We start from the raw sequence: 23334 nt of genomic DNA, 5'->3' as shown, positions 1-23334 counted from the left end.
TTTAGTTGTGCATTTTTTAAGAAACGACGGCTTTAAACTGTAAGGAGAAGCGAATGCCTAACCTCAGCCCACAAGACCAAACCTCAGAGTTCTTACTTTATACCGCGCCTAATGGTGATGTGAAAGTCGAAGTATTACTCAGTGGTGAAACCATTTGGCTAACGCAAAAACGCATTGCACAGCTGTTTGGTGTGGGGGTGCCTGCCATTTCAAAGCACTTGGATAATATTTACGATTCGGGTGAACTACAACGTGAGGCAACTATTTCCATTTTGGAAACAGTTCAACCAGAAGGCAAACGCGAAGTTAAACGCAAGCTGGAGTACTACAACCTAGATGCGGTGATTTCAGTAGGCTACCGAGTGAATTCAGCACAGGCGACGCAGTTTCGTATTTGGGCGACTCAGTTGATTAAGGACTACATCATCAAAGGCTTTGCCATGGATGATGAACGCCTAAAAAACGGCCGCTTCTTTGGTAAAGATTACTTTAAAGAGCTGCTGGAACGCGTCCGTTCGATACGTGCTAGCGAGCGACGTATTTATCAGCAAATCACCGATATCTTTGCTGAATGCAGTATTGATTACGATCCTAAATCAGAAACCACGCGCCTGTTTTATGCTCATGTGCAAGACAAATTTCACTTTGCTATTACAGGCTACACCGCAGCGGAAATCATCGCATTGAAAGCTGACGCCAACCAGCCATTAATGGGTATGACGACGTACAAAAACGCCCCTTCAGGTCGTGTATTAAAATCGGATACCACTGTTGCCAAAAACTACCTCAGTGAAGACGAGATTAAAAAACTTGAACGTGCCGTTTCGGCCTTTTTTGATTACATTGAAGGCATTATTGAACGCAGAAACACCTTTACCATGGAGGCGTTCGCCGAAAGCGTCAATAAGTTTTTGGCCTTTAATGAGTATCAGGTACTTGAAGGTTATGGCAGTGTTTCACGCAAGGTTGCTGAGCAAAAAGCTCATGCCGAATATGAGCAATTTAACAAACAGCAAAAGATCGAGTCTGACTTTGATCGTGAAATAAAAAAGTTGCTCAATGATGGTAGAAAGAAAAAGGACTAGATAAATGACCACCTCCTACAAAAGTATTGCAGAATCCAATAATTTTATTGTTTTAGACAGATATACACGGCAAGACCAAATTGCTGAGGGCTATCAAAGTGAAGGTGATTTAGAACGCGAGCTGATTCAGGATCTAAGCAACCAAGGTTATGAGTATCTACCTGCGCTAACCACGCCAGACGCCATGTTGGTGAATGTGCGCAAACAGCTACAAGCCCTCAATAAGATTGAGTTTAGCGATGCCGAGTGGGTTCGTTTTTGCGAGCAATACCTGAATACACCAAGCGACAATCTTCTCGACAAAACCCGTAAGGTGCACAGTGATTATATCTTCGATTTTGTTTTTGATGATGGTCATATCGAAAATGTTTACCTATTCGACAAGAAGATCATTGCGCGCAACAAAGTGCAGGTCATTAAGCAGTTTGAACAAAGTGGAAGCCATGCCAACCGTTACGATGTGACGACTTTGGTCAATGGTTTGCCTTTGGTGCAAATTGAACTGAAAAAACGTGGTGTGGCGATCCGCGAGGCATTTAACCAAATACATCGTTACAGCAAAGAGAGCTTTAATGCAGAGAACTCGTTGTACAAGTTCTTACAGCTGTTTGTGATCTCTAATGGCACCGACACGCGCTATTTTGCCAATACCACTAAGCGCGACAAGAACAGTTTTGACTTCACGATGAACTGGGCGAAATCAGACAATACGCTGATTAAGGATTTAAAAGACTTTACCGCCACTTTTTTTAAAAAAGAGACATTGCTTGAAGTGATCTTGCGGTACTCGGTATTTGATGTCAGCAATACCTTGCTCGTGATGCGCCCTTACCAGATTGCTGCCACCGAGCGCATTCTATGGAAGATAAAGAGTGCCTTTAACGCTAAGAATTGGAGTAACGCCGAAAGCGGTGGGTTCATTTGGCACACCACAGGTTCAGGTAAAACACTCACCAGCTTTAAAGCGGCACGGTTAGCCACGGAATTAGAATTTATAGATAAAGTCTTTTTTGTGGTGGACAGAAAAGACCTCGACTATCAAACCATGAAAGAGTATCAGCGTTTCTCGCCTGATAGTGTGAACGGTTCAGACAGTACCGCAGGGCTTAAGAGTAACCTAGATAAAGACGATAACAAGATTATCGTTACCACAATTCAAAAGCTCAATAACTTAATAAAAAGCGAAAGCGATTTAGCTATATACAACAAGCAAGTTGTCTTTATTTTTGATGAGTGCCATCGAAGCCAGTTCGGTGAAGCGCAGAAAAATCTGAAGAACAAATTCAAAAAGTACTACCAGTTTGGCTTTACTGGTACGCCAATTTTCCCAGAAAACGCCTTGGGTGCTGAAACCACGGGCAGCGTATTCGGTCAGCAGTTGCATACTTATGTAATAACCGATGCCATTCGTGATGAAAAAGTACTTAAATTCAAAGTGGACTATAACGATGTTCGCCCACAATTTAAGAGCATTGAAACTGAGCAAGATGATAAGAAACTCAGCGCCTTTGAAACCAAACAAGCGTTTTTACATCCGATGCGGATCCGTGAAATTTCACAGTACATTCTGAGCCATTTTAACCAGAAAACGCATCGAGCCTATTCTGGTGCCAAAGGGTTTAATGCGATGTTTGCGGTAAGTAGTGTTGATGCTGCTAAAGCGTATTATGAAACCTTTAAAACATTGCAGGCTGAGACTGAAAAGGGTCCTACAAGTAAACCTTTGCGCATTGCGACTATCTTTTCATTTGCTGCCAACGAAGAGCAGGATGCCATCGGTGATATTTTAGATGAGAGCTTTGAAGTCAGTGCCATGAACAGCAGCGCGAAAGAATTTTTAAGCGCCGCAATTACTGATTACAACGCCATGTTTAAATCTAACTACGGTGTGGATAGTAATGGCTTTCAAAATTACTATCGTGACCTTGCCCAGCGTGTTAAGAAACAAGAAGTAGATCTGCTCATTGTGGTGGGTATGTTTTTAACCGGCTTTGATGCGCCTACGCTCAATACCTTGTTTGTTGATAAGAATTTGCGCTATCACGGTTTAATGCAGGCGTTTTCTCGCACTAACCGCATTTATGATGCAACGAAGACCTTTGGCAATATTGTTACCTTCCGTGATTTGGAACAGGCAACCATTGATGCTATAACCCTGTTTGGTGACAAAAACACCAAAAATGTGGTGTTGGAGAAGAGCTACAAAGAATACATGGAAGGTTTTAACGATATTGTTACTGGCCAAGCGCGTCGAGGTTTTGTTGATATCGTTAAAGAGCTGCAAGAACGCTTTCCGAACCCAGAAAACATTGAAAAAGAACAAGATAAAAAAGAATTTGCTAAGCTTTTTGGTGAATACCTAAAAGCAGAAAATATTTTACAAAACTATGATGAGTTTGCTGGTTTAAAAGCGTTGCAAAGCTTGGATACCAGTGATGAACAAGCTGTCGAGGCGTTCAAGTTAAAGTACTATCTGAACGATGCTGATATCGAGGCAATGCAAACCATCGACATGCCTAGCGAGCGTGCTATCCAAGATTATCGCTCTACCTACAACGATACCCGCGACTGGTTACGACGCAATAAAGAAGGCCAGGATAAAGATAAATCAACGGTAGACTGGGACGATGTGGTCTTTGAAATTGATTTGCTTAAATCTCAAGAAATCAACCTCGATTACATTCTTGAACTAATTTTTGATCACAATAAGAAGAACAAGAGTAAAGAAGGTTTGATTGAAGAAGTTCGCCGTATGATCCGCAGTAGTCTTGGTAATAGAGCGAAAGAGAGCTTAGTGGTTGATTTTATTAACCAGACAAACCTTGATGAGATCAGTGATAAAGCCAGCATTATCGATGCTTTCTTCAAGTTCGCTCAGGCCGAACAGAAGCGTGAAGCCGATGCTATTATTGCCTCTGAAAAGCTAAACGAAGAAGCTGCCAAACGCTATATTGCCTCATCACTTAAGCGAGAGTATGCCTCTGAAAATGGTACTGCGCTTAATGAAGCATTACCGAAGCTCAGCCCATTGAATCCACAGTACCGTACCCAGAAACAAACGGTTTTTCAGAAAATTGCCGCTTTTGTTGAAAAATACAAAGGTGTAGGCGGGCAGATATAGGTGTCATTCCGTGGTGAGCAGGCGTAAAGCTATATAGTGCAAGCATGAACGTTTTATTGAAGGCTAGGTTAGTTGTCTGCTACGTGGAAGGTAAATTAAAGAGATGGAAGTAGATGCTGCTACGCACTTAGGCATCAGTGATAAGAGGCTGTACAACTGGATTAAAAGCTCTTCTAAGCGGGTTAAACGCTTGGAAGAGCATATTGATAAACTGCAATCGCCCGTTTAAAGCGCGAACTTAAGCGTGTTGAACAAGAGCGCAACATCTTAAAGAAAAGGTCAGAGGCAGCGATGTTCTTCGCCAGCACTTCGTAAAACGTAGAAAAGGAGTTACTCGATGGGCTACTGCTGTCATCTGTATTCTCCTGAAAATCAATGTAAAGCTATCATCGCCTGATTCATCACTTGTTAATGCTCAGAAAGATGCCTGATATGTTCAGAAAATCAGCCTTATCAAAACACTGGTATCATTATTTAGTTTACAAAACGTCCAATTTTCGGCGCAAAGCGCCATAAAATAGCGTGGAATTAAACCATCTTGATTGTATACGCTCTACCTACTGGGAATTTAACGTAATGTGATAAGGCCTGACTTTCTCAGACACTTTTTTGATTCATAAAATACTGTTTTTCATAGTTCATTGGTGACACCCGCTGATTATGCGTGTGCCTGCGTTTTGGATTGTAAAACATCTCAATGTAATGAAGTATAGCCCGCCTTGCTTCTTCCCGTGTTTTGTATTGATGGCGGCGTATTGTTTCTTTTTTAAGGTTGCCAAAGAAACTTTCAGCAACTGCATTATCCCAACAATTGCCTCTGCGGCTCATGCTAGCTTCCATATCAAGTGAGCGGAGCAACTTCCTAAAATCACGGCTGCTGTATTGAGAGCCTTGATCCGAATGCAGCCGCACAGTGCCTCCGGGCTTACGACGCCAGTAAGCAGCCATTAAAGCATCTTGAACCAGAGTGTCAGTCATCCGCTCAGACATCGACCAGCCAACAATGCTGCGTGCGAACAAGTCCATGACTACAGCCAAGAACAAGAAGCCTTCCTGGGTATGAATATAGGTGATATCGCTGACCTACCACTGGTTAGGTGCAGACACATTAAAAGCACGGTCGAGCGTGTTTGGTGCTGTGATATCAGGCTTACCACTATAGTAACCTTTAGGTCTTTTATAGCCGCGTTGCGCACAAACCTGCGCCAATCTCATTAATCTGAGTATTCGATCGCGCCCACATTTGACACCAGCCTCAGCAAGATCAAGATGGATATTGCGATAGCCATAGTGTCCACCACTTGCCAGCCAATAGTGTTTAACCAAAGGCAGTAAGCGTTGATCATCCTTGTAACGCTTGCTCTCTGGCGTTTTAACCCAAGCGTAATAGCTGCTGTGATGAACACGCATCACCTTGCAAAGTAGGCGCACAGGATAACGGTGGCAACGAGATTTTATGAACGCGTACCGTTCTTTGACTCGCTGGCAAAGAACACGGCGGCCTCCTTTAAGATGTTGCGCTCTTGCTCAACACGCTTCAGTTCGCGCTTTAAACGGGCGATCTCAGCCTGTAAATCATTATCTTCCAGTCGTTTTTTAACCGGTTTGGAAAAGATCTTAATCCAGTTGTACAGCGTCTTATCACTGATGCCTAAGCGCTTAGCAACGTCTACAACAGCATAACCATGGAGGGGCACTTGGTTGACTGCTTCTTGCTTAAACTCATCTGAATAACGGTAGCCTTTGCTCATGTTTAACCCCTTATGGTTGTTCATCTTTTTACCATAAAAAGTGTCGGGGTTAGTCAGGCCTTATCAGTGATTTTCTAATCCCCACTGAAGAACAGCGACTTCGTTCTAAAGGGATGGAGAACATGGGAGGCTTTTGGTTTGTCTGGGTAGAAGACCGTATTCAGGCATTTTTTGATGTGTTGTACCAGGTGTTCACTCGATTTGCGTTGCTGATGGTCTGGTTGTCCTTTGCGCTTATTCTCATGTTACCGGCGCTGTGGGACGGCTTGATGACCTGGAAAATTAAGAAGACAACCTTTGATTTTTCGAGCCCTATCATTCACCGCTACAGCATGATTATCCTGGGCTCAGGCGTCATTTTGCTGTTTATGGGATTGTTCGCCCCGCTGGCTATTCCACCGGTGGTACTACCGTCGATGATCATCGGCTTGGCGTTGATGGCGGGGTTGGCGTTAAGTCACTTGCAGAAGAAGATATGAGGCCAGTTAGGCCTCATAAATGTCGTTAACTCATTTTTTGTGGCTTGAGTGTTAGTTCAAAGCCACATGCGTGAGCATATTTTAGTAGAGTTGACCAACTTGGATTGGCATTACCTTTTTCTAAACGACTGACGTTACTTTTTTGGGTATGCATTCTTTCAGCAACCTGTTCTTGAGTAAGCCCCGCCTTTGTTCTCATGGTAAGCAATTGGTCAATAAAGCTGAACTCACTCTCGAGCTTATCGTACTCATTCTTAACTTCAGCATTGGCTAAAGCACGTTGTTTCAGTTTTTGCAGACTCATGATTTTTGAACCTCTTTTTGTCTATCTCTGGCAAGATTAAGCTCATTTTTGGGCGTCTTTTGAGATTTTTTTACAAAAGCGTGTAACACATAAATGTGCTTCCCATTTAAGTAGCAAAATAAGCCTCTACCAATACCTTCTTGAGCTTTGGCGCGGATTTCAAATAACCCATCGCCCATAGACTCAGTATGAGGAGGCCCCAAGTTTGCACCATGCTTTTCCATCAGCTCTAAAAGCTTAATCATGCGAGCTTGTATTTTGGGTGGCATATCGAGGATCTGATCCTCAACGCCATCGTAAAAGTCGATCTTCCAGCTCATGGGTATCCTTAACCTAGGTTATCATAAATGATAACTCTGGTTGCGCGGTTTGTCTAGAACTTAACCGTCTTGTCTGAGTAGAACCCTCAAAACCTTCAAGAATTCGATATCTACCTGACCACAGCCCTGATCGGGGCATTCTTCACTTCTCAATTCAAACAACGAGGAGTGACTATGGAACCTGTGAGTATTCCATCCTATATCGATGCCCCGCCGCACTTCCTGCTTTGGAGTGCCGATGAGATGGCTCCCATTCTGTTGGGGTTGGTGACAACCAAGCTCTATCGGCGTTTTCGTGATGGCCGCCCAGATGGTTTTATTCTTCACGCCATCTACTGGGCCGGACTGTTGCCAACCAAAGCCAAGACGATCCCTAACCCATTTATCAGGAGCTATCTGCCGTGAATTTCGACGTGTTTTTAAAATCATGGCAAGGCACGCAATTAGAGAACCGATGGCAACGGTTCCTGATTGCGGTGCTGGTGCTATCTAACTTGCTGCTTGCGGTTGCGGCATTTTATCGCAATACCGTGGTAGCCATTCAACCGCCAACCTTGTCTGAAACGGCTGAAGTGTCACGAAACCAGGCTACTCAGCCTTATCTGGAATCCTGGGGGCTCTACTTGGCTGAGCTTATGGGCAACGTGACGCCGGGTAATGTGTCTTTCATCCAGGTTGCCATTGAGCCGCTACTTTCTCCAGCGGTGTATCAGCAAGTGGTCGATGCACTGGAGATTCAGGCAAGACAAATCCGCGAAGACCGAGTCACGCTCAAATTCCAACCCAGACAAGTGGAATATGAGTATGAAACCGGCCATGTCTTTGTGACCGGTTATTCCTTGGTTTCTGGGCCATCTGGCGATGAGCAGCGCCAAACTCGCACCTATGAGTTTGACATCGATATTGAGCAATACCGTCCAAAGCTCAGTTGGATGGATACGTACGAGGGGCAAGCTAGAACGAAGCGCGTTCGTGAAAAGTTGACCCAAGAGCAAAACCGGAGGGTGAATGATGCGAACCAAAATTAGTCGATGGATGACACCAAGCTTAATCGCAATCAGCTTGAGTGGCGTCCTGTTATCTCAAGCGTCGTATGCAGACGTGGAATTGCCGATTGTGCCAGCCAGTGTGATGAAGCAGTCTGCTACAGCAAATCCACCTGTTCAAAGCAATACGGTTTCAACGGATGTGCCAACAACGTTACTGATGACACCGGGGGTTAATGAACTGATCCCTGTAGCGCTTGAGCATCTGAATCGGATTGTGACGCCGTTTGAATCGCCTCAGGTGAGAACAACCAGTGATGCTCAGACGCAAATCAAGGGGAATGTTGTATATGTGGCCACGGACAAAGAATCACCGGTTTCACTTTACATCACTCCGCCTGGTCAGGAAGCGCCCGCGTTATCTGTCACCTTAGTACCTCGTCGTATTCCACAGCGTGAAGTCACCTTAGCTATTGATGGTCAGCAGTAGCCTATTAAGGGCGTCGTGAACCGAAAAGCCGCCACTTGGGAAACAGCTCAGCCATACGTCGATAGCTTACGAGACTTACTCAGACGCCTTGCACTAAATGAGTTACCACAAGGCTATGACATCCGTTTAGCTGGCCAAACTGACACAAGCCCGAAATGTTTTCAGCCTGGCTTAAAGTTTGGTTTTAAACAGGGGCAAATTGTGACAGGACATTACTTCACCGTCTATGTAGGACTGGTTGAAAGCTTTGCCGATGAGCCTATAGAAGCCAGTGAAATAGCCTGCAATGCACCAGATATAGTGGCAAGCGCCTACTGGTCTCGCAATATCTTGTTGCCGGGCGAAAAGACTGAGTTGTATGTGGTTGTTCGCAATCATCGTGAAGAAGCGGTGGAAAGTCAGCGACCTTCGCTTCTTGTAGGAGGTGAATAACGATGAAAGCACAATGGGAGCAAATGAGCCCGAACATGAAGCGGGGCCTATCGGTTGCCGGTATTGCGGGTGGTCTCATCCTTATGGTGATGGTGTTTTCACCTAATCCTGACGATGGCGCGAACAGTCGGAACCGGCAGGAAACGATCCGGCACATTCTTACGGATACCAATACTCGTGATGTTGGGGTCGATAGTTTGGCTGCGAACGTAAAACTACTCAGTGAGCGCAATGAACAGTTACGTCGTGAAGTTGAGCGCTTGCGTCGTGACGTCGATTCAGGACGGCTAAGCCCAGGTTCGCCTTCTATACCAAGTGAGGTCAATGCGGAGTTGGTTCGCCTTCGAGCGGAACTTAATGATGTTCGCGCTGGAGGTGATGCAGCAGTTGAAGGCACAAATAGCCGTTTTGAAGTGCCTTTATCTGCCATGGAATTGCCTAAAGACGAAAAGCCACTGCCGTCTAACCCAGACGACTATTTTGCCAATGCGCCGCTGCCAGATCCGCTCTATCAGCAGCCAGCCAGTGGCCAAGGTTCACGAGCACGGGATGTTCCATTGCCGCCAATCACGATTCGTATGATTGAGCCTGAAGTGGTTGCTGAACCAGAGGTTGCTGAACCAGAGGTTGTTGTGCAAGAAGCGTCGCCTTTGTATTTACCGGCAGGCAGCATCATCTCAGGTACTTTGATCACAGGTTTGGATGCACCTACTCACGAGTCCGCAAGACGCGAACCTTTTCCTGCATTGCTGAGGATTCAAAAGGAAGCCATCTTACCCAACCGATTTAGAGCGGATATCAAAGAGTGTTTCTTGATCGCCGCAGGTTACGGTGATTTGAGCTCTGAGCGTGCTTATTTGCGAGGCGAGACCATTTCATGTGTGAGAGAAGATGGTGGCATCATTGAAACGCGACTGGATTCTTATGCCGTGGGTGAAGACGGCAAAGCCGGTATTCGTGGCCGATTAGTGTCGAAACAAGGCCAGCTGGTGGCCAAATCGATGATGGCCGGATTCCTTCAGGGCTTGGCTGGCGCATTTGATGTGAATCCTGTACCAACGATTCAGACGGGTAATGCCGGTGATACTCAGCTGTACCAGCAAGTCATGAGCCAAGAAGCATTACAAGGCGCTGCGATTAAAGGCACAGGTAAAGCATTGGATCGCGTGGCCAAGTTCTATTTGGACATGGCTGAAAATATGTTCCCAGTCATAGGCGGTAGACGCTGCAAGGAAAATTGAAGTCATAGTCACTCTTGGGGCCTCGTTGTCATTGGCCACTTCACAAGGGGTAGGTGCAAGAAGATGAAAAAATCCTGCATGTTGCTAACCGATCGAAGTCCGTTTCAGACAATAAGATGTGTATCCAGAGGAGAGTTAACCATGACGACATCAATGCAGAACAACCCAAAGCACCAGTCAAAACAGTGGTCTAAAGCTGGATTACTTTTATTGGCAGTCGGCTCAACCTTATTGTCTGGCTGTAGTTCATTGGGTCTTGGGAGAAGTGAATATGGATGCCCAGGTATGCCTGACGGTGTGCGCTGTTTATCCGCTTGTGAAGTCTATGAGCTTACCAGTAATGGCGCTACACCCAAGACGATTGATGCTGTGGCGACTCGAATTGGTTCTCCCTCTGGGTATTCACAATCTGATTTAGAGACAGGACTGCTGAGCCATCCAGCCTTACCCGAGACGCAGCAATCTGCACCTATTCGCATTCCCTCAAGGGTGATGAGAATTTGGATTGCGCCTTGGGAGGATGACCGTGGGGATCTGAATTTATCCAGCTACGTGTTTACCGAAATTGAACCGCGCCGGTGGGATATAGGGGTGTCAGCACCTCGAATGGTTTCGCCAGTGCTACGTCCACTTCAGACTCAAAGCGATTCAACCTCAGCGGGAGCTGATGTTAAGCGCGATAACTTGAGTATCTACGGAGAAACTAACGAATGACAAATGCAGTTCGCAGCATTCAAACTCAGCGCCTAATGACCATTGGTGCGCTTGGTTTGATGGCGTTAATAATTTCGGAGCCCTCATTTGCGGGCACCGGTGGTGATGCTTTCACCGATGTGTGGGATACCCTAAAAGATTGGACCCAAGGTACTTTGGGACGGATCGTAGCGGGAGCCATGGTTCTGGTGGGTATTGTGGACGGTATCGCTCGCCAAAGCTTGATGGCTTTTGCCTTGGGCATTGGTGGCGGTATGGGTCTCTACAATACACCAACCGTCGTTGAAAGTGTTATGTCTGCAACCTTACCTGTTGTTGCTAGCACTCAAGAAGTCATTGGCACAACAGTTCCAGCAATCAGCGCCGTTTTACTGGGCACCTGAATGTGAGCCATAGTAGGCAGTTCACTTAGGGTAATCAAACTAGGTCTATACAGCATCGGGTTATTGGTGATGTTGTGTAGACCTTTTCATTTCAACAACGCCGCATTAGCGGGTTTGGTTTACAGTATTTGGTATATTAACACCTAAAGTGTTAAAATCACTGTCACAATAAACTATATGGTTTATACTGTTCGTGATATTCATACTTTGGATGTTAAAATGTCATCTAAGATAAACTGGCTTGTTGCTCATACCTCTCCTGGTGCGCTAGTACTTCAGCAATGGCTGACTGAAAACGGTGTGAGCTATTCCTTGGCTCAAAAGTACGCGCAGAACGGTTGGCTAAAGAAGCTATGTTCTGGCGTGTATTATCGTCCAGATGCGCAGGGCGATATAAAGCCAACTTGGGTTGATGCCATTCAAGCATTAGATGTGCAATTGGGCGTTTCAGTTCATTTGGCTGGATTGAGCAGCTTAACTCACCAGGGACTGAGTCACTATTTACAGCTGAACAAAGAGCAAGTTTGGATTTGCGTTAAAAACAAGTCGTCCTTACCAAAATGGTTTCGTGAATTCCCTTATCAGAATTGGTTTTACTGTGGAAACCATAAGCTTGAAGTGAATCCCGAGAAAGATTTGAAAAGGATCACGGTTAAAGAGAAAGAAATCACTGTCAGCTGTGCAGAACTTGCTGCCTATGAAGTGGTAGACGGGATTGGGAAGCTGATTTCATTTGAGCATGTCGCAGAATTATTTCAGGGTTTAGTCAATCTTAGCCCTAGAAAAGTACAAGATATTCTTGAACGAAGCAGCTCTGTTCAGGCAAACCGAATATTTCTATTTCTGGGTCGATACTACGATCACCAGTGGGTCAATCGCATAGATGAAACAAGAATTAAATTGGGTGCAGGAAAGCGGCAGGTTGTCGAAAAAGGACGTTTTGATGAGCGATATCAAATCACAGTGCCAGAGATATTAAGCGTCAAAAAAGGTGAACAACATAATGGATAAAGATAGCCCATATTACAAACAGGTTTCCTTGCTCATAAGAATGCTTCCTGTGGTAGCAACAGAGACGGTTTTTGCACTTAAAGGTGGCACCGCCATTAATTTATTTGTGAGAGATTTTCCTCGGTTATCTGTAGATATTGATCTTGCTTATCTTCCACTTGAACCAAGAGATGAGGCTTTGGTTAATGTCAGGGCTGCATTGCAGCGGATTACAGATAGAATAAATACTCAACCAGAAATCCGAGCGGCATTTCAGGATAATAAAGCTGATGAACTGAGAATCGTTGTATCAAGTCCGGTTGCGACAATCAAAATTGAAGTGTCGCCCGTCGCCAGAGGTACACTGCATAGTGCAGAGATAATGCCAGTTAAAGAGTCTGTTGAAGACGAGTTTGGTTATGCTGAGATTCAGGTAGTCAGTCTTCCCGATCTGTATGGTGGGAAATTGTGTGCTGCAATGGATCGCCAACATCCTCGCGACTTATTTGATGTGCGTATGTTACTTGGCAGTGAAGGGATTTCGAGAGAGATTTTAGTGGGCTTTTTAACCTATACACTAAGTCATCCTCGGCCTATTAATGAAGTCATGTCGCCAAACTGGCAGCCTCTGAATGAGAAATTTCAGGCAGAATTTGACGGAATGACTTTTGAAAAAGTTGAATGCAAAGACTTAGCCTCTGTTAGGCCTATCATGTTAATTGAACTGCAAAAACATTTCACAGAAAGGGATCATGCCTTCCTCATGTCATTCAAAAGAGGGCAGCCTGACTGGGCATTGTTTGATTATCCTAATGTAGCAGACTTGCCAGCGATTCGTTGGAAGTTGCAGAACATTAACAAATTGGCAAAGAATCAAGCAAAACATCAAGAGCAATTAGATAAATTGAAGCAAGTGCTTGATGATTGGCTTATTAACGCAAACGCCAAGTAATTCGTTTATAACAAACCTCACCTAGTTAGATTGCGATTTCTTCAATCTATCTAACCGAGTCCACATGGGACAACTGCATAGACTGGAGCCTCGATTTACATTAACGAGGACTCCTCATGCGAAAACTATCTCCAATTATTCTGGCGCTTGCGCTGTCTCCATTGGTTCAAGCTGAACCTGTGTCTGAAGTGTCGCCCGTTGGCAAAATTGACGGCATGGTTTCTTTACCTGTCACGGGTATGAAAGCGGTCGAAAGCAATGGCCGTATTGTTTTCATGTCAGACAGTGGCCGATTCGTCATTGATGGCACGCTCTATGATGCCTGGTCCAAAAAGCTGCTTACCAGCCTTGAAGAAACTCGTGAAGCGGGGAACACGCTGGACTTAAGTCGTCTTGGCTTAAAAATGGATGATTTGAATCCACTGACGCTGGGCGAAGGCAAAAAGAAAGTGGTGGTCTTTGCTGCCCCCCGGTGCCCGCATTGCCATGAGCTTTTGAAACAAGCCTTACCACTAACCAAAGAATGCACCTTCCAAATACTCCCTATACCAGTGCTTGGTCCTGATTCAGAGCGTCAGGTTCGCCAGCTTGGCTGTGCGCGTGACAAGAAAGCGGCCACCGATGCATTGCTCAATGGCCGGATTGGTAACCTAGAACAGGATGATGCCTGCAACTTAGAACCAATGCAGAGTACCTTGGTGACGGCTCAAATCCTGGGCATTCAAGGTGTGCCTTTCATTGTCGCCAATGATGGTCGCATCAGCCGAGGTCGTCCTTATGACCTTTCTGCTTGGTTGGAGGGGCGTTAATGAAAGCCTCTCTGTATTCAGGGCAACGCGCTTCTGATCTGTTGCCAGTATTGGCGTTGATGGCCAATTTCCCATGCTGAGACAACATGCTCCCACTCTAAGCGTTCACCTCGTTTCGGTTGCCTCCTTGGTTCATATCCGCAAGATGCAGCATCAATCGCACCATCATTGCTATAGCTACATCCACAGTAAAACGTACTTTGGTTGTCTTGGTAAATTTCTCGGGCAAATCGTTTTGCCTGACTGAACGATGTTGGGTGTTCTGCAAATGTAGGTAGCGCGAACAACGCTATCAAGAAAGTAACGAGAAAATTAGTTCTATTCATGTAAATTAGCCAAAAATGACAGTTAAATTCATTTTAATGATTTTGATAGAAAATACAGCAAGATGAAGAGCCCCTTCGAGAGGGGCTGGTTGATGGGAGCCCAGTTGGCTAGTTGGCGGGGGTATCTGTTTCCTCTTCAGTGATATCGTCATCGGTTGAAGGCACCGCTTGTTCAACTTCTGCTTCTTTACCCTTAGCTTGGGCTGATTTTCGTGCGCGAATTTCGATATCAATAATACGTCGAGCCAGTTTGATAATGCGCTGTTGCCATGCGTAGTTACCATCAGCACGTTGTTTGTTGCTAAGCACGCTAGATAACCAAAGTGTGTCCATTGAGATCATCAATGCATCGAGTTTGCGAACTAAGCCGACAAACTAGCCAACCTGGGGCGAGCTTATTTTGGCGTTGAAGGTAATCGGGTCGGTGTAGTCAGGTACTTCATCGATGCCGTTGGACTCCATCAGTTTGTCTAAACGAGCTTGTTCGTTGTCTACCGCTTTAGCGCAATCCTCGATCAACTGGCTAATGATCTGTTCCACTTCATCAATTTCGTTCTCATCGCCAATGATGCGCAGGATGACATCGATTCCGTAAAGCGCACTGACCATCCGTCTAAAAACACGGTCAACGACACGTTGTGCCTGTAAGCTGTTAATTGTGAATGATTGTTCAAAGATGGGTTTTGAGTAATTGGGTTTTGCTTGGGCCATAAGTTTGCTCCTGATATGACAATAATCAGTCCCTAGCCTAATCCTCTGTGAGGTAATGGCCTTTCAGCTAGGTGGAAGAATTGAGCATCTTTCTAACTATCCTGTCTGGATAAGACGGTTACACTGACTATCAAATATTGCTGATCTGTTTCAGTGATATCTGCGCCTGAGAGCATGAGCTCAAAGGAAGCCCTCCGCTGAGTTTTCTCAGTGATACTAAGAGGTAGCTAGCCTCCTTAAACAAATAGCCTGCATGTTTTTACATGCTCAACCATACGTTCCTTGCGGTTCGCCTTTTCACCACCCAATTAGGGGAGTTCTCCCCAGTTGGGGGGACTCCTTCACAACCAAATTAAGGAGTCACCAATGGAATATATCTATTGATTGTTTATAAAGTCAAGATCAGCGAAAATATAGGCCAATTACGATTAACACTACGGACTTAACGGTTGACGAACTGAAAAGTGTATTTGTGAAACCCTCTGCTAATCCGTGTACCAACTAAAAGAATTTACTCATGGCAAACCAAGATTTTCTTAATGAAGTCGCGAAACGCCGCACCTTCGCTATTATTTCTCACCCTGACGCTGGTAAAACAACCATTACTGAGCGTTTACTGTTAATGGGACAAGCTATTTCGGTGGCGGGTACTGTTAAGTCGCGTAAGTCTGATCGCCATGCTACGTCTGACTGGATGGAGATGGAGAAGCAACGGGGTATTTCTATTACCACCTCGGTTATGCAGTTTCCTTATCGTGAGCATATGATCAACCTGCTGGATACCCCAGGCCACGAAGACTTCTCAGAAGATACCTATCGCACACTGACGGCGGTAGACAGTGCCTTGATGATGCTCGATGGCGGTAAAGGGGTTGAGCCACGTACTATTGCTTTAATGGATGTTTGTCGTTTACGCGATACGCCAATTATCAGTTTTATCAATAAACTCGACCGTGATATTCGTGATCCTATTGAGCTGCTGGATGAAATTGAAGACGTACTCAAAATTAAAGCAGCGCCTATCACTTGGCCAATAGGCTCTTACCGTGAGTTCAAAGGTGTTTATCACCTTTCTGATGACTGCATTTTTGTTTACACCGCCGGTCATGGTCATGAGCGCACTGAAGTGAAAAAAATTCAAGGCTTAGACAGTGATGAGGCTCGTGCACTGATTGGTGATAATTACGATAACTTCATTGAAGAACTGGAGTTAGTGCAAGGTGCTTGCCATGAGTTTAACCATGACGAATTTTTAAAAGGGCAAATGACGCCTGTGTTCTTTGGTACGGCTCTAGGTAACTTTGGTGTTGATCATGTGCTAAATGCCTTTGTAGACTGGTCGCCAGCACCGCAGCCACGTATGACACAAGAGCGCGAAGTGCTGCCAACAGAAGAAGCTTTCACAGGTTTTGTGTTTAAAATTCAAGCCAATATGGATCCGCGCCATCGCGACCGTATTGCGTTTATGCGTGTTTGTTCAGGTAAGTATGAGCAAGGCATGAAAATGCAGCATGCACGCATTAATAAAGACATTAAAATTGCCGATGCGCTAACCTTTTTCTCCAGTGACCGTGAGCGTTTAGAAGAAGCCTATGCGGGCGATATTATTGGTTTGCATAATCATGGCACCATTCAAATTGGTGATACCTTTACTTCGGGCGAGAAGCTGTCATTTACAGGTATTCCACACTTTGCGCCAGAATTATTCCGCCGTGTGCGCCTGAAAGATCCGCTAAAATCTAAGCAACTGCGTCAAGGTTTGCAGGAATTAGCCGAAGAAGGCGCTACTCAAGTATTCTTCCCAGAACGCAATAACGACATTATTTTGGGCGCAGTTGGTGTGTTGCAGTTTGATGTGGTGGCAAGCCGCTTAAAAGAAGAATACAAGGTAGAATGTATCTATGAATCGGTCAACGTGTGGTCTGCGCGTTGGATTGAATGCAGCGATAAGAAAAAGCTTGAAGAATTCAGCAATAAAGCCTTAGAAAACCTTGCGATTGATGGCGGTGGTCATTTAACTTATTTGGCACCAACGCGAGTCAACCTAAGCTTAATGGAAGAACGTTGGCCAGATATTAAATTCCGTGCCACGCGCGAGCATCATTAATCACTACGCAGGCTTTATGCCTGCGTTTTTATATCTGCGCCGCTGGAGCTTTAGCTAAAGTATGCAGCTGATTGATAGCCACACACATTTAGATTTTGCCGTGTTTGAGCATGACCGCTTGCAAGTGCTGGCAGGCTGCCAAGCGCTTGGCGTAAAGCGTGCTTTAGTAATGGGAATTAGCTTAGCAAACTGGGACAAACTATGGCAGCTCTGCCAACAGCACTCAATGCTTTATGCTGCTTTTGGCTTGCATCCTATGTTTTTAGCACAGCATACACAGCAGGATTTAATACAACTGGAAACCTATCTACAACGCTTCTCTCAGCACAATAAGTGTGTGGCTGTAGGTGAAATTGGTTTGGATTACTACCTTGCAGAATTAGATAAAACCAAGCAGCAAAAGCTATTTCAAGCACAACTTGAAATAGCTAAACAATTTTATTTACCCGTTTGCTTGCATGTGCGCCGTGCCCATGCTGACACGGTGAAATACTTAAAACAGGTAAAACTAGAACGTGGCGGTATTGTGCATGCCTTTTCAGGCAGTCTTGAAGAAGCTAAAGAATATCTTAAATTAGGTTTTTACTTAGGTATTGGCGGGGCGGCTACGTGGGAGCAAGCCAAACGCTTGCACCTTGTCTTTAGAAAAATACCTACACAGCACTGGGTATTAGAAACAGATGCACCCGATATGCCACCTAGTTTCCATGCCAAGCAGCGCAACAGCCCTGAATTTTTGCCGCAAATTTGCCAACAACTGGCGCAGCTTAAACAGATCAGCCCTGAGCAGTTGGCTCAAATCACCACAAATAATGTGCAACAGTTATTCCATTGGTCGACTATCGAATAAAGCATAAATACTAGCTAGCCGCTATAGTTAGCCAAGCCCTATATCAATAATCAAAGGACTGCTATGAAGCGCTTATTTTATGTATTCACTGCATTAGTGCTAATTATTGCTGCCGCGGTTACCTTTCATCTGCGCAGTAAATTTCCCCAGCGTGAAGGCAGTCTCGTATTAGCTGGGCTATCTGCTCTCGTTACAGTCAACTACGATCAGCGAGGTATTCCACATATTCAGGCACAGAATGAGCTGGATATGTACCGCGCTTTAGGCTATGTACAAGCACAAGATCGTTTATTTCAAATGGAAATGTTGCGCCGTTTATCGCGTGGACAATTAGCGGAAATTTTAGGGCCTGATCTAGTGCCCATTGACCGCGTGTTTCGCACATTACGGGTTAACCAATTTGCTCAGCAATACAGTAGAAAACTAGACCTTAACAGCCCCGAAGTAAAAGCGTTACAAGCTTATCTAGACGGCATTAATAGTTTCCAAGATAACAATAGCCGCCCACTCGAATTTGAAATTTTAGGCATTGAGCCACGTCCTTTCACCATTGAAGATACTATTGCGGCGGCTGGCTATTTAGCCTTTAGCTTTGCCAATGCATTTAAGACAGAGCCTAGTCTTACTTATATTCGTGATGAGCTAGGCCCTGAGTATTTAGCTATTTTTGACTTTAACTTTGAACAAGCCGATGTTGACTTACAGGCGACAAATCGCATTGATTGGGCCGCGTTTAACCAACTCGCCTACTTAACCAATCAACGCATTATGGAGTTAGGCTTACCTCAATTTGAAGGCAGTAATGCATGGGTAATTGCAGGCAATAAAACAGCAAGCGGCAAACCTTTATTAGCTGGTGATCCTCATATTTCTTTTTCGACTCCAGCTGTTTGGTACGAAGCCAGTTTGAAAACACCTGATTTTGAGCTTTATGGTTTTCATGCGGCACTTATTCCTTTCGCTTTGTTAGGCCATAACCAAGAATTTGGTTGGAGCTTAACCATGTTCCAAAATGACGATATTGATTTTATTGCCCAAACTCGCAATCCCGATAACCCTGATCAAGTACGTGTTAATCAGCAATGGGTTAACATTGAGCATGCGCGTGATGAAATCAACGTTAAAGGCCAAGCCCCGGTTATTCTAGACTTAGCTAGCACGCCTTATGGCCCTATCATCAACCCTGCAATCAAAGGCTGGGAAGATAAAACGCCTATCAGCATGTGGTGGGCGCTAACTGAAACAGACAATCCATTGTTAAGCGCCATTTATCAATTAAACCGAGCCAATACTGTCGACAAAGCTGAACAAGCAGTACAACAGATTCACTCACCAGGGTTGAATGTTGTTTGGGCTAATGCACAAGGTGATATTGCTTGGTGGGCAGCTGGTGCTTTGCCAATTCGTCCAGAAGGAGTAAATTCGTTATTTATTTTAAATGCAGATAAGGGCGAGGCAGAGAAATTTGGTATTTATGATTTTTCTTATAACCCTAAAGCTATCAATCCTGCACAGGGCTATATTGTTTCAGCAAACTACCAGACGGCATCACCTAAAGGCATTGAGATTCCTGGCTATTACAATGTTAAAGAGCGCGGACTAGCTTTAGACAAAGCCCTACGCCAACCTAATAAACAGTGGACAAACGAAGATTCTAAAGCGTTGCAGTTAATGGTTAAGACTGACCATGCAGCTCGCACATTACAGCCACTATTACAAGAGCTTGCCGATGCAGCCCAGTCTACACAGGAGCAACAACTCATTGCTTCACTCAGCCAATGGCAAGGTGAGTTTCAATTGGACTCAGTAAATGCAACGCTCTACTACAGCTTTTTACACCAACTATTAGAAAACACATTAAAGCCAGCTTTAGGTGCTGAGGTTTTTAACAGCCTAATGCACTCGCACAACATAGATAATGCTATTCCTAACTTAACCGCCAATAAAGATTCTATTTGGTGGCAAAGCCAAGGTTCGCGCGCTAACGCTGTAAAACTGGCATGGCAACAAAGCATAGTCCATCTCACGCAGCTATATGGTTCAGACCCACAACAGTGGGCATGGTCTAAGGTCAATAGCGTTAGTCACAAACACCCTTTAGGGCATAAAGCGCCTTTAGATAAAATATTTGATGTCGGTCCATTTCCAACCGCAGGCTCTCGTGAACTGCCAAATAATCAAGCACAAACGCCAAGCTTAGCGCCTTGGAAAGTAGTGTATGGACCTTCTACTCGACGTGTGATCGACTTTGCTCAAGCAGATCAGGCTCAGGCCGTTATTCCTGTTGGTCAAAGCGGTGTGCTGTTTGATAAACATTACAACGACCAAGCACAAGACTACTTACAAGGCAAGTACCGTGCTATGTGGCTTAAAGACAGTGATATTGCCAGTAATACACAATCAACCTTAACGCTCATACCTTAAACAGTTAACCGCCATGAAGTATTTCTGGCGGTTAATTTATCCTTAATAATGTAAAAACAGGATGTGTTCAGTAGAAATATCTGAACAAATGCTTAACATGGAACAAATTAAGCTGGACAAATGTCATATCGGCCTAAATCCAGTGAAAAAAACCATCACTACCTTGCTGATATGCATCTACAACTGAATATAACTCTCTATTTTAACCTGCACGCTCAACCACTAGCGTTTTAACTGGCTATTCTAATCATGGCAAAAAGCAAACCACCTATTGTTTACTCTCTCCCCTCTCATCTAAGTTTTGTTAGCCTAAGTATTATTATTTGGCTATTACTCTTTGCCGGATTGCGTGCATTGTTATTGGTCTACAATAGCGACTTATTAAATCAAACCAGCAGCAGTGATATTGTAGAAGCCTTTGCCAATGGCCTACGCTTTGACTTACGCATTGCCATTTATTTTAGTATTCCCTTATTACTTATTTTATTGGCGCCAAAGCTTATGCAATGCCGCCGCGCTATGGTGATCTGGCTAACCATTATGGCAAGCTTTTCTAGTTTACTTGGCATTGTGGAGCTTGATTTTTACCGTGAATACCATCAGCGCTTAAACAATCTCCTATTTCAATATTTGCAAGAAGATCCTGCCACTGTTTTAAGCATGCTTTGGTATGGCTTTCCAGTCGTCAAGCTATTGCTAGCTTGGCTGGCGTTAAGCTTATTAAGCTATTTTATATTTAGCCGTCTTGAACGCTTTACCCGTAGCCGACGCACAGCCAGTAAAACCACCTACCCTATTCAGCTAGCTACCTTTGTTGTATGCCTATTAGTTGCCGTTGTAGCCGCACGCGGCACTTTACGCCAAGGCCCGCCTTTGCGTTGGGGGGATGTATTTACTACAGAATCCTTATTTGCTAACCATTTGGGCTTAAACCCTGTGATGCAATTTTATGATGCGGCTTCAACGGTATTTTCGCCACGCCGTGATTATATTTGGAAATCACCCTTAGCCTTATCACATGCCATTGATGTAACACGCAAAATGATCACTACAGAGTATGATCAGCTGATTGATACCAACACTGCTGCTATTCGCCGCATTAGTACGGCGCCAGCCAATACCGATCTACCTGAAGTTAAACATGTTGTGGTTATTCTCATGGAAAGCTTTGCTGGCCGTTATGTTGGTGCTTTAGGCTCGCAAGACAATATCACGCCAAACTTCGACCGCCTAAGCAAAGAAGGCTTATTGTTTACGCGCTTCTTCTCTAATGGCACTCGTACGCACCAAGGTATGTTTGCCACCATGGCCTGCTTTCCTAACCTGCCATCCTTCGAATATTTAATGCAAAGCCCTGAAGGTTCTAATAAGTTCTCTGGTTTACCGCAGCAACTTAGTTCACGTGGTTTTGACGATATCTATGTCTACAATGGCGACTTTGCTTGGGACAACCAGTTAGGTTTCTTTGGCAACCAAGGTATGCGCAACTTTATTGGCCGTAAAGACTATGTAAATCCTGTGTATTCTGACCCGACTTGGGGTGTTTCAGACCAAGATATGTTTGATAAAGCCATTGTTGAGCTAGGCAAAAAAGATCCTCACAAACCTTTTTATGCTTTATTGCAAACACTATCTAACCACACGCCTTATGCTATACCGCCTAAATTAGAAATTGAGCCGGTAACAGATCAAGGCCGTTTAAATGAGCAGCTCACTGCCATGCGTTATGCCGACTGGGCATTAGGCCGCTTTATGGAAGAAGCCAAACAACAGCCTTGGTACAAAGATAGCTTGATTGTTATTGTGGGCGACCACGGCTTTGGTGCTCCAGTTCAGTTAACCGAAATGGATTTATTCCGCCATTATGTACCTATGTTAATGATTGCACCTGGCATACAAGAAAAATTTGGCACTACTAATGATGTAGTCGCCTCTCAAGTTGACCTTGTTCCTACGATTATGGGACGCCTTGATAGCAAAATTCAGAACCAATGCTGGGGGCGTGACCTATTAAGTCTAAAGGCATCTGATCGTGGTTTTGCCTTAATCAAACCCTCTGGGAATGACCAAACTGTTGGTTATATCAAAGATAATCAAATTATGATCAAGCCTAAGGATCAAGAAGCACGGATCTGGCAATTTGAACTAGGCAGCCAACCTAATGCACGCAAAATCACCGATATTGCTGCAGAAAAAGTGTTTTTAGAGCAACTCAATGCCTATATTCAAACCGCAACAGATAGCTTGTTAAATAACACTACAGGTATGACGCCAAGCGTCAACGAAGCACAATAAGAAACAAAGCCGCCAGTTTTTACTGGCGGCTTAATAGACAAGCTAATTAGCAGTTACTGTCATATTAGGCGAAATATTAATATTCACCTTATTAATCTTACAGCCGCCAGTAAATTCTGCATTTTCAGCACTCATTTTACTGTTGTTATTATCCCAACGGCCGACTATTTCGTTAGGGCCGCAGTCTCCCCCAAACATAGGGGCACTAACTGTCACTTCTACGCCAGTCATTTTGCCACTGGTTTCAGAATCAGCTAATAACGTCCAAGGTAACTTTTTAGCTTCAACGCGACGGCATTTAAACCCGCCATCAAACTTCACTTTATCAATATAAGAAACTTTGCCATCTGCTGAAACGCGCCCTTCCATACTGATAACACAGTTGGCGCTAATCATGCCCTTTTCAAAGGCAATATCGCCTTTAGCTGTAAAAGGCGCTCCAGCAGGCGAAATAGTGGTCTGTGCCAGCGCATTTAAAGTAACCGCTAAGCTAGCGAATATCCAAAGTCCTAACTTCAATAATGAATTCATTATGTCGTTCCTTTAATAGTTAATTGTTGTTAT

At 44.5% G+C, this 23334-nt stretch carries 16 protein-coding genes and 5 pseudogenes; 16 read left to right on the top strand and 5 right to left on the bottom strand.

Annotated elements, in window-relative coordinates:
* Positions 1 to 53: 53 nt before the first annotated feature.
* On the top strand, positions 54 to 1085 hold the full coding sequence (locus VQ643_RS10915; RefSeq protein ID WP_414199804.1) for a virulence RhuM family protein: 1032 nt from the start codon (positions 54 to 56) through the stop codon (positions 1083 to 1085).
* Between the two features lie 4 nt (positions 1086 to 1089).
* Positions 1090 to 4206, top strand: coding sequence for an HsdR family type I site-specific deoxyribonuclease (locus VQ643_RS10910; RefSeq protein ID WP_414199803.1), 3117 nt, complete (start codon positions 1090 to 1092; stop codon positions 4204 to 4206).
* 597 nt (positions 4207 to 4803) lie between these two features.
* On the opposite strand, the pseudogene VQ643_RS10905 reads toward VQ643_RS10910, so the two are convergent.
* Positions 4804 to 5957 (bottom strand): annotated as a pseudogene (locus VQ643_RS10905) (IS3 family transposase).
* Positions 5958 to 6019: 62 nt separating this feature from the next.
* On the opposite strand from VQ643_RS10905, the pseudogene VQ643_RS10900 reads away from it, so the two are divergent.
* Positions 6020 to 6436 (top strand): annotated as a pseudogene (locus VQ643_RS10900) (DUF4400 domain-containing protein); the annotation flags it as partial.
* A gap of 25 nt (positions 6437 to 6461) precedes the next feature.
* On the opposite strand, the gene VQ643_RS10895 reads toward VQ643_RS10900, so the two are convergent.
* On the bottom strand, positions 6462 to 6740 hold the full coding sequence (locus VQ643_RS10895; protein WP_000058216.1) for a helix-turn-helix domain-containing protein: 279 nt from the start codon (positions 6738 to 6740) through the stop codon (positions 6462 to 6464).
* Positions 6737 to 7060 (bottom strand): type II toxin-antitoxin system RelE/ParE family toxin, encoded by a 324-nt coding sequence (locus tag VQ643_RS10890; protein ID WP_414199802.1) that lies wholly within the window; start codon positions 7058 to 7060, stop codon positions 6737 to 6739. The genes VQ643_RS10895 and VQ643_RS10890 overlap by 4 nt, the downstream gene beginning before the upstream one ends.
* Before the next feature lie 174 nt (positions 7061 to 7234).
* Between VQ643_RS10890 and VQ643_RS10885 the strand changes: the two genes are divergently transcribed.
* The 9 genes and pseudogenes from VQ643_RS10885 (at position 7235) to VQ643_RS10845 (ending at position 14057) form a co-directional block, all read left to right on the top strand.
* The gene (locus VQ643_RS10885) at positions 7235 to 7465 is read left to right on the top strand and encodes a type IV conjugative transfer system protein TraL (protein WP_414199801.1); all 231 of its coding nucleotides are present in this window, start codon (positions 7235 to 7237) and stop codon (positions 7463 to 7465) included.
* The gene (locus VQ643_RS10880) at positions 7462 to 8088 is read left to right on the top strand and encodes a TraE/TraK family type IV conjugative transfer system protein (RefSeq protein WP_414199800.1); all 627 of its coding nucleotides are present in this window, start codon (positions 7462 to 7464) and stop codon (positions 8086 to 8088) included. The genes VQ643_RS10885 and VQ643_RS10880 overlap by 4 nt, the downstream gene beginning before the upstream one ends.
* Positions 8069 to 8968 (top strand): annotated as a pseudogene (locus VQ643_RS10875) (type-F conjugative transfer system secretin TraK). The gene VQ643_RS10880 and the pseudogene VQ643_RS10875 overlap by 20 nt, the downstream one beginning before the upstream one ends.
* A gap of 2 nt (positions 8969 to 8970) precedes the next feature.
* Positions 8971 to 10276 (top strand): annotated as a pseudogene (locus VQ643_RS10870) (TraB/VirB10 family protein).
* 74 nt (positions 10277 to 10350) lie between these two features.
* A complete protein-coding gene (locus VQ643_RS10865) occupies positions 10351 to 10923 on the top strand; it encodes a TraV family lipoprotein (protein ID WP_414199798.1) in 573 nt (190 codons plus the stop codon).
* Complete coding sequence (gene traA, locus VQ643_RS10860; protein ID WP_414199797.1) at positions 10920 to 11306, top strand: TraA family conjugative transfer protein; 387 nt, start codon at positions 10920 to 10922, stop codon at positions 11304 to 11306. The genes VQ643_RS10865 and traA overlap by 4 nt, the downstream gene beginning before the upstream one ends.
* Positions 11307 to 11525: 219 nt before the next feature.
* Positions 11526 to 12317, top strand: a complete 792-nt coding sequence (locus VQ643_RS10855) for a type IV toxin-antitoxin system AbiEi family antitoxin (protein ID WP_414199796.1) — start codon at positions 11526 to 11528, stop codon at positions 12315 to 12317.
* Entirely contained in the window at positions 12310 to 13248 is a 939-nt protein-coding gene (locus VQ643_RS10850; protein ID WP_414199795.1) for a nucleotidyl transferase AbiEii/AbiGii toxin family protein, read from the top strand. The genes VQ643_RS10855 and VQ643_RS10850 overlap by 8 nt, the downstream gene beginning before the upstream one ends.
* 116 nt (positions 13249 to 13364) lie before the next feature.
* Positions 13365 to 14057 carry a DsbC family protein gene (locus VQ643_RS10845; protein WP_414199794.1) on the top strand — a complete coding sequence of 231 codons (693 nt, stop codon included), beginning with the start codon at positions 13365 to 13367 and terminating at the stop codon, positions 14055 to 14057.
* Between the two features lie 434 nt (positions 14058 to 14491).
* Here the strand turns inward: VQ643_RS10845 and VQ643_RS10840 are convergent.
* Positions 14492 to 15094: pseudogene (locus VQ643_RS10840) on the bottom strand (hypothetical protein).
* Positions 15095 to 15611: 517 nt separating this feature from the next.
* Between VQ643_RS10840 and VQ643_RS10835 the strand changes: the two are divergent.
* From VQ643_RS10835 to VQ643_RS10820, 4 genes are all read left to right on the top strand, one after another.
* Positions 15612 to 17201: a peptide chain release factor 3 gene (locus tag VQ643_RS10835; RefSeq protein WP_414199793.1), complete on the top strand. Its 1590-nt coding sequence runs from the start codon at positions 15612 to 15614 to the stop codon at positions 17199 to 17201.
* Positions 17202 to 17262: 61 nt separating this feature from the next.
* Positions 17263 to 18051, top strand: coding sequence for a TatD family hydrolase (locus VQ643_RS10830; protein WP_414199792.1), 789 nt, complete (start codon positions 17263 to 17265; stop codon positions 18049 to 18051).
* A 63-nt stretch (positions 18052 to 18114) separates the two neighbouring features.
* Complete coding sequence (locus tag VQ643_RS10825) at positions 18115 to 20475, top strand: penicillin acylase family protein (RefSeq protein ID WP_414199791.1); 2361 nt, start codon at positions 18115 to 18117, stop codon at positions 20473 to 20475.
* 249 nt (positions 20476 to 20724) lie between these two features.
* A complete protein-coding gene (locus VQ643_RS10820) occupies positions 20725 to 22770 on the top strand; it encodes an LTA synthase family protein (protein WP_414199790.1) in 2046 nt (681 codons plus the stop codon).
* A 42-nt stretch (positions 22771 to 22812) separates the two neighbouring features.
* Here the strand turns inward: VQ643_RS10820 and praA are convergent, their stop codons facing one another.
* Complete coding sequence (gene praA, locus VQ643_RS10815) at positions 22813 to 23301, bottom strand: alkane oxidation protein activator PraA (RefSeq protein WP_414199788.1); 489 nt, start codon at positions 23299 to 23301, stop codon at positions 22813 to 22815.
* Positions 23302 to 23334 lie beyond the last annotated feature (33 nt).

This window comes from Pseudomonas sp. F1_0610 (assembly GCF_047470865.1).
Taxonomy (GTDB): domain Bacteria; phylum Pseudomonadota; class Gammaproteobacteria; order Pseudomonadales; family Pseudomonadaceae; genus JAZDRH01.
The sequence above is the reverse complement of the archived record's forward strand: the minus strand, read 5'-3'. Positions and strand labels throughout refer to the sequence as shown.